We start from the raw sequence: 4131 nt of genomic DNA, 5'->3' as shown, positions 1-4131 counted from the left end.
GCCCCGCCCCGCCGGTCGCCGCCGGTCCCGGCCGGGTGCCCGCAGGACGCCGGGAGGACGGCGCCGACGGCCGGTACGCGCTGCCGGGCTGCCTCGTACCGCTGCTGCGCGGGCGCACGGACCTCCAGGACCGGCCCGGCGAGCGCCACCTCGCGCGGGCGCGGATGCTGGAGCGGACCGTGCGTCTGCTGCGGGCCTGCCGGGCGATCACCGAGCCCGAGGGCTCGCCCGCCCGCAGGCAGCTCGCCGAGCTGCCCCGGGCGCTGCGCTTCCCGAACGCGGAGGCCGCCGGCTCCTGGCTGCGGCTGAACCGTCCCGCGCTGCTGGCCGCCGCCCGCGTCGCGGTCGCCGACGGCGAGCTCGACACGCTGGCCCGCCGGCTGGTGTCGGCCCTCGTGCGCGCGCTGGCCGCGCACGACGGGACGGAGGCCGCGGCGCCGGACCTCTACGGCCTGCACCACCTCGTGCTCGACGTCGCACGGCGGCGCGGCCTGCACCGGGAGCAGGCCGCGGCCCTGCTGAACATCGGCGACCTGGACGCGCGCACCGGCAGGACCACCGGCGCCCTCGCCCGCTACCGGGCCGCGCTCGACGCCGGACGCAGGGCCGGGGACCACTACGCCACCGGCCGCGCGATGGAATCCGTCGGCGGCGCCTACCAGGATCTGGAGGACTGGCACCGGGCCGCCGACTGGTACGGCAGGGCCCTCGCGCAGCGCCTCAGCCGCGGCGAGCGCCCCGACGAGGCGCGGCTGTACGGGCGGCTCGGCGACGTGCACGCCCGGTCCGGCGCGTACGACGAGGCGCTGCGCGAGTGGCGCGCGGCGGTAGCCTGCCACCGCCGGCTCGGCGATCTGGCGGGCGTGGCGGCGGCGTTGGGCGAAGTGGCCCGGGTGCTCGAACTCGGTGACCGGCTCCACGACGCGCTGCGCACCTGCGAGGAGGCCCTGGAGTGGGCCGCCCTCGCCGAGGACGACCGGCTGCGGGCCGCCCTGCACCTGCGCCTCGCGGAGATCCTGGGGCAGGCCGGGGATTCCGCCGCCGCGTCGCTGCACCGCGCCAGGGCGCAGCGCCTGCTGGGCCCCGACGGGGCGCCTGTCTGAAGCCCAGCACCCTGGGGGCTCCCCGACCTACGAATTCCGTAGCAGGGCTCCGGAAGATTCCTTCATTGCAAGGCTGGACAGCTGCAAATCCTTCATTAAACTGGCTGTGCCGCGGTTGTCCGCGAGTTGCCCGATACTGCGCCATGTCGCGTTCCTGCCCGTTGGTGAGCGATGCGCCGATGCGCCGGGTATGTGTTTTCCCGCAGGTACCCCTTCGAAGCAAGGACCGTGATCGACGTGAAGGTCGGCATCCCCCGCGAGGTCAAGAACAACGAGTTCCGGGTGGCGATCACCCCGGCCGGCGTCCACGAGCTGGTGCGCCGCGGCCACGAGGTCGTCGTCGAGCGGGACGCCGGCGCCGGATCCTCCATCCCGGACGCGGAGTACGCGGCGGCGGGCGCGTCCGTGGCCGCCACGGCAGACGAGGTCTGGGCCGCCGCCGACCTGCTGCTCAAGGTCAAGGAGCCGATCGAGGAGGAGTACCACCGCCTGCGCAAGGGCCAGACCCTCTTCACCTATCTGCACCTCGCGGCCTCCCGCGCCTGCACCGACGCGCTGCTCGCCTCCGGCACCACCGCCGTCGCGTACGAGACGGTCGAGACCTCGGGCCGCGCGCTGCCGCTGCTCGCGCCCATGTCCGAGGTGGCCGGAAGACTCGCCCCCCAGGTCGGCGCGTACCACCTGATGCGCTCGGCCGGCGGTCGGGGCGTGCTGCCCGGCGGGGTGCCCGGCACGGCGCCCGGCAGCGCGGTCGTCATCGGCGGCGGCGTCTCCGGCTGGAACGCCACGCAGATCGCCGTCGGCATGGGCTTCCACGTGACGCTCCTCGACAAGGACATCAACAAGCTGCGCGAGGCCGACCGGATCTTCGGCACGAAGGTCCGGACGATCGTCTCCAACGCCTACGAGCTCGAGCGCGCCGTCGTCGCGGCGGACCTCGTCGTCGGCGCGGTGCTCATCCCGGGCGCCAAGGCGCCGAAGCTGGTCACCAACGAACTCGTGGCGAAGATGAAGCCCGGAAGTGTCCTTGTCGACATCGCGATCGATCAGGGCGGCTGCTTCGAGGACTCCCGGCCGACCACCCACGCCGAGCCGACCTTCCGCGTGCACGACTCGGTCTTCTACTGCGTCGCGAACATGCCCGGCGCGGTGCCGAACACCTCCACCTACGCGCTGACCAACGCCACGCTCCCGTACATCGTGGAGCTCGCCGACCGCGGCTGGCGCGAGGCGCTGCGCCGCGACGCGGCGCTGGCCAGGGGCCTCAACACCCATGAGGGCCAGGTGGTTTACCGTGAGGTGGCGGAGGCCCACGGGCTCGACCACGTCGAACTCGGCGCGCTCCTCGGCTGAACCGTCAAGCGGCACCGTCAACGTCGCTCCACGGGCCGGACCTTGCCCCGCAAGGTCCGGCCCTGGTGTGTATCTGGCCACTTTCCTGGCCTGACCCGCCCGCGGCCAACACGCGGCAAAGGTCCCGAATATACCGATTTGCTCGCGGGGTCGGGCGGTGCGCCGTGCCTTGGTGAGAGGGGCGTGCGCCCTTGACACCGGGGTGTTCGGTTGCCGACACATCGGGCCGGGTCCGGCGGATTGTGTTGCTGCGGAGCGGTGACACGCCATAGAGTCGCCAACCGTCGGCATGGTGCCACGCTGACCTATCGATAAGTTTCCTGGTCACATCCAAGGAGGTAAGACGACTTGTGAATGAGTCGACATTTACTCCCGGGGGTGGTCAACCAGGAATGCCTGCGGCGGGCGTGAGTGCTCCGTCCGGCTTCGAGGCTGTCGGCTCCGTCGCTGTCCGCACCTTCGCCACCACCAGCCACCTGACGACAGCCCACCAGACGATGGACGGCCAACACGTGAACGCCATGGCCGGCAACGAGGGAAGCCGAGAGCCCACCCCATTCGCCGACTTCGAGGATGTGCCCGAGGGGCACTTCTACGACCCCGACGCCGAATACGAGCCCGACCCCGAGTACGCGGCCACGCTCGCCCCGGACGCGGCCCGGCAGCGCCGCGAGCGCGTCGGCCCCACGGGCCGGCCGCTGCCGTACTTCCCGATCCCGGGCCCGCTGACCGACCACGGCCCCGCGCAGATCATCGCGATGTGCAACCAGAAGGGCGGCGTCGGCAAGACCACGTCGACCATCAACCTGGGCGCCGCGCTCGCCGAGTACGGGCGGCGCGTGCTGCTCGTCGACTTCGACCCGCAGGGTGCCCTGTCGGTCGGACTCGGGGTCAACCCGATGGAGCTCGACCTGACCGTCTACAACCTGCTCATGGAGCGGGGCATGGCGGCCGACGAGGTCCTGCTGAAGACGGCAGTGCCGAACATGGACCTGCTGCCCAGCAACATCGACCTGTCCGCGGCGGAGGTCCAGCTCGTCAGCGAGGTGGCCCGCGAGTCGACGCTCCAGCGCGCGCTCAAGCCGCTCATGCAGGACTACGACTACATCGTCATCGACTGCCAGCCCTCGCTCGGCCTGCTCACGGTGAACGCGCTCACCGCGGCGCACCGGGTCATCGTGCCGCTGGAGTGCGAGTTCTTCGCGCTGCGCGGCGTGGCCCTGCTCACCGAGACCATCGAGAAGGTCCAGGAGCGGCTCAACCCGGAGCTGGAGCTCGACGGCATCCTCGCCACGATGTACGACTCCCGCACGGTCCACAGCCGCGAGGTGCTCGCGCGCGTCGTCGAGGCCTTCGACGAGCACGTCTACCACACGGTCATCGGCCGGACGGTGCGCTTCCCGGAGACCACGGTCGCCGGTGAGCCGATCACGACGTACGCATCCAACTCGGTCGGCGCCGCCGCGTATCGCCAGCTCGCCAGGGAGGTGCTCGCCCGGTGTCACGCCGAGTGAGTCTTCCCGGCGCCGACGAACTGTTCCGTACGACCGGCGGCACGGCCCTCCAGGCGTCCTCGCCCGGTGACCGGCGCCGCGGCGCGAACGGCGAGGCCCGGGTCCCCGCGCCCGCCGGGGAGGCCGAGACGGGCGGCGACGGCCCCGGACCGGGCGCCGTC

At 72.5% G+C, this 4131-nt stretch carries 3 protein-coding genes; all 3 read left to right on the top strand.

The window, feature by feature from the left end:
- Positions 1-1103, top strand: a 1103-nt coding sequence (locus tag L1885_RS24780) for a tetratricopeptide repeat protein (RefSeq protein ID WP_235799399.1), incomplete at its 5' end; no start/stop codon positions are given.
- 237 nt (positions 1104-1340) lie between these two features.
- Entirely contained in the window at positions 1341-2456 is a 1116-nt protein-coding gene (ald, locus tag L1885_RS24775) for an alanine dehydrogenase (protein ID WP_235799400.1), read from the top strand.
- A gap of 392 nt (positions 2457-2848) precedes the next feature.
- Positions 2849-3970, top strand: coding sequence for a ParA family protein (locus L1885_RS24770; protein WP_235799398.1), 1122 nt, complete (start codon positions 2849-2851; stop codon positions 3968-3970).
- The last annotated feature ends 161 nt before the right edge of the window (positions 3971-4131 follow it).

Origin of the sequence: Streptomyces fuscigenes, from assembly GCF_021556455.1 — a bacterium.
In the GTDB taxonomy this organism is placed as follows: Bacteria; Actinomycetota; Actinomycetes; order Streptomycetales; family Streptomycetaceae; genus Streptomyces; species Streptomyces fuscigenes.
This window is presented reverse-complemented; position numbering and strand designations above follow the sequence as displayed.